Origin of the sequence: Klebsiella sp. MS 92-3, from assembly GCF_000195655.1 — a bacterium.
GTDB classification, from domain to species: domain Bacteria; phylum Pseudomonadota; class Gammaproteobacteria; order Enterobacterales; family Enterobacteriaceae; genus Klebsiella; species Klebsiella pneumoniae.
In genome coordinates, this window is sequence record NZ_GL882770.1 from 12,595 (window position 1) to 15,023 (window position 2,429).

The window sequence follows — 2,429 nt, forward strand, 5'->3', positions numbered from 1 at the left end:
CGCCCCGCCGCTAAGGGTGTACTGCGGGCTGCGGGTTACAGATCGCCGGTAAGATACTGCGCGACCCCGCGGCCAAAGCTCCAGTCGCCTTTCTTGTTACTGATAATCGACACCATCAGGTCATCGCCGCTCAGGCCGCAGTGTTCCGCCAGCTCCTCCTGCAAAATGGCGAAGAAGCGCTGCTTCTGCGCCTCGCTGCGCGGGCTGGTATAGACCCGCACCACCACCAGATCCCGCGTGCGGGTCAGTCCGAGGCCGGTATCTTCAATCACCATATGGTGGGCTTTGTTTTCATGAACAATCTGGTAACGGTCGCGTTCTGGTACCTCGAAGGCGCGTAGCACGGCGCGATGGGCGGCATCCAGCAGGGTTTTGACCTCCTGTTCCGTACGGCCTTCAATCAGGTCAAATGTCAGTAATGGCATGCAGGTGCTCCTTATCGTTAGGGAATAATGATGGGCTCAACAAGATGCTAGCCGATGCCGCCGTCGGCAAAAACCGCTATAGTTGAATACATTGTTTTTACTGGTGAACAATCACATGAGCGAGAGTCGTCCGGAGAGTTACTGGCCCCATCTGTACTGGCTGACGGTGCTGGAAGAACAAAAAAGCTATACCCGGGCCGCGGAAAAGCTGGGGATCAGCAAGTCGGCTATCAGCCAGAAAATCAGCGAGCTGGAGCGGGTGACCGGTAAAACCCTCGTCCATCGCACCACCCGCAGCGTGAGCCTCAGCGACGACGGACTGCGGCTGGTGGCGGAGCTCAACGAGCCGTTTGGTCAGCTGCGGGATATTTTCACCGGCGCCTGCGATGAAGGCGGGCCGCTGCGGGGAACGCTGCGCCTGACCGCGCCGGTGGCCTTTTCCCGCCAGCAGCTGGTCCCGGCAATCGCGCCGTTTTTGCATCAGCATCCCCAGCTGCATCTGCAGCTTGAGGTCACCGACCGGCTGGTCTCTCTGGCCAGCGAAGGGTTCGATCTCGCCATCCGCCACTGTCGACGCGAGGCGCTCCCCGATACCCACGTCGCCTGGCCGCTGTGTCACACCGCGACGCTTACCGTCGCGTCCGCCGACTATATTCGCCGCCATGGCCGCCCGGAGACCCCCGAAGATCTGCGCCACCACCAATGCCTGACCTATCCCCGTGGGCCACAGCGCCCGCAGTGGACGTTCGCCTCCCGTCAGTCGCCCGATGCTCGGGTGACCATCAACGTGCAGGGGCCATTCGCCACCAATAACAGCGAGTCGCTACGTGATGCAGTGCTGGCGGGGCTTGGGGTGGCGCTGTTGCCGGATTTCAGCGCCCGGGAGGCCATTGGCCGCGGGCTGGTGCAGGAGCTGCTGCCGGCGTGGCAGCCAGTAGAGGTGTTTGCCGATCGGCTGTACGTCATCCGGCCCTATACCCCGCGCGTGTCGCGCGCGGTGGAAACCTTCAGCCGCTACCTGAAAGCGACCTTCAGCGAGACGCGTCCAGCTCCTGCGCCAGCGCCTCGCTAAAGCGGGGCAGCAGATGGCGCTCGCCGGGAAGCAGCTGCGCGAGAGTAACGGTCTTGTCAGCGCAATAGACCCGCTCGCTGCCGAGCTGCGCTTCGAAGGCGTTCGCCGCCTGATGCGCCGCGCTCAGATCGGCGTCAATAAGGATCACCGCATGGGCCAGCACCACGTGGCCGCCGCCCGCCGCCAGCGGCCGCCAGTACTGGGCGGTACCGACAATCTTGCGCGCCTCCGCGCCTTCTCCGCAGGCAAGATTATACCGGCCATCGCAAAAGGAACCGCTCACCGCCCGGGGGTGGCTGGCAACGCCGAAGCGCGCGAGGGTGCGCTGCAGCACAGCGCACAGCGAATGATAGATTGGTTCGGCGGCTTCGCCGAGCGGCTGCTGCACCGGCCAGGCGAGGCTAAGGTTGATAATGCCCGGCCCCTGGGGTACCAGACCGCCGCCGGAGCGGCGAAGCCATACCGGCCAGCCGCGCGCGGCAAAATGCGCGCTGACCGCCGGCAGATCCGTAAACTGACGATAGCTCCCCGGCACCACCAATCCCTGCGGCGCCTGCCAGAGCTGGGCGACGGCCTCGCCGGCGCTGGCTTTGGCAAACAGCGGCTGTTCCGCCTGGGTGGGATCCTCGCAAAACTGCAGCGCCAGCGAAGAGGGGGAAAAACGGCGAGGCCAGCAGTCGGCCAGGGTTAACTGAGACATGTATTCTCCTTACCGGAGGGCGCGGGTTACGCCCTCCGCTGGTGGGTCAGTCGACGGGGTGCTTTTTCATCATCAGCGCGGTGAGCGCTGACAGCAGGCATCCTGCGGTCAGATAGAGGGCCACGCTGTGCCACGATCCGCCGGAGAAGGTGACCAGCGCCGCGGCAATAAACGGGGTAAAGCCGCCGCCGACCACGCTCGCCACCTGGTAGCCGACGCCCGCGCCGCCCCC

3 protein-coding genes and 1 pseudogene are annotated in these 2,429 nt (G+C 64.4%); 1 reads left to right on the plus strand and 3 read right to left on the minus strand.

What is annotated here, in order from left to right:
• Positions 1–35 precede the first annotated feature (35 nt).
• Positions 36–425, minus strand: coding sequence for a tautomerase family protein (locus HMPREF9538_RS20440; RefSeq protein WP_004899351.1), 390 nt, complete (start codon positions 423–425; stop codon positions 36–38).
• Between the two features lie 115 nt (positions 426–540).
• On the opposite strand from HMPREF9538_RS20440, the gene HMPREF9538_RS20435 reads away from it, so the two are divergent.
• Positions 541–1,497 (plus strand): LysR family transcriptional regulator, encoded by a 957-nt coding sequence (locus HMPREF9538_RS20435; protein WP_009484391.1) that lies wholly within the window; start codon positions 541–543, stop codon positions 1,495–1,497.
• Here the strand turns inward: HMPREF9538_RS20435 and HMPREF9538_RS20430 are convergent.
• Both HMPREF9538_RS20430 and HMPREF9538_RS20425 read right to left on the minus strand, forming a co-directional pair.
• Complete coding sequence (locus HMPREF9538_RS20430) at positions 1,457–2,197, minus strand: lipoate--protein ligase family protein (RefSeq protein ID WP_004184772.1); 741 nt, start codon at positions 2,195–2,197, stop codon at positions 1,457–1,459. The genes HMPREF9538_RS20435 and HMPREF9538_RS20430 overlap by 41 nt on opposite strands.
• A gap of 46 nt (positions 2,198–2,243) precedes the next feature.
• Positions 2,244–2,429: pseudogene (locus HMPREF9538_RS20425) on the minus strand (MFS transporter); the annotation flags it as partial.